1 protein-coding gene is annotated in these 568 nt (G+C 46.8%); it reads right to left on the bottom strand.

The features are described 5' to 3' along the window. Window positions 1-54: 54 nt before the first annotated feature. A partial coding sequence (locus AB4384_RS03460) for an IS5 family transposase (protein WP_372128884.1) occupies window positions 55-568 on the bottom strand: 514 nt, incomplete at its 5' end.

The following is a 568-nucleotide window of genomic DNA, read 5'->3' as shown; positions in this document are numbered from 1 at the left end:
GGCTTTGTTGCGTAATTAAATTTAAAGATAGAACTACCCCGTTTCGCGTATTTCTTAATCAATACGACAAGTTTCAGGCATACCTAACCCAGTAAGCTTGTTCAACGCTTTTATCATCGCGTAAGTTTCACCCACCTGTGCATTGTAATTTCTTAAGCTCAATCGTCCTCCTAGCAACTGTTTAACTCGATACATCGCTGTTTCTGACAATGAACGTTTGTGGTATCCATACCGCTCTTTCCAATACCTATTTGAGCCGTATAATTTCTGGCAACCCACGGCGAGATTTCGAGGGTGACCACGCTCCCAGAAGGCTGCCCCTTCTCTTGGGGGAATAAGCGCAATGGCTCCCTTCATCTTAATAGCAGCGTGACACGCTCTCGTGTCGTAAGCGCCATCACCAGACACCTCAAGGATACTTCGGCGTGTTTGTTTCAGTAAGTTCGGGAGTACTTCGCCATCTGTAACCGTCGATAAACTTAGCTCGGCGGCAATGATCTCATGAGTGTTGGTATCGACGGCAATATGAAGCTTTCGCCAGACTCTACGCTTGCCATCCGTACCGTGT

The sequence above is a fragment of the Vibrio sp. 10N.261.51.A4 genome (assembly GCF_041471945.1).
Taxonomy (GTDB): Bacteria; Pseudomonadota; Gammaproteobacteria; order Enterobacterales; family Vibrionaceae; genus Vibrio; species Vibrio crassostreae_C.
This window is presented reverse-complemented; position numbering and strand designations above follow the sequence as displayed.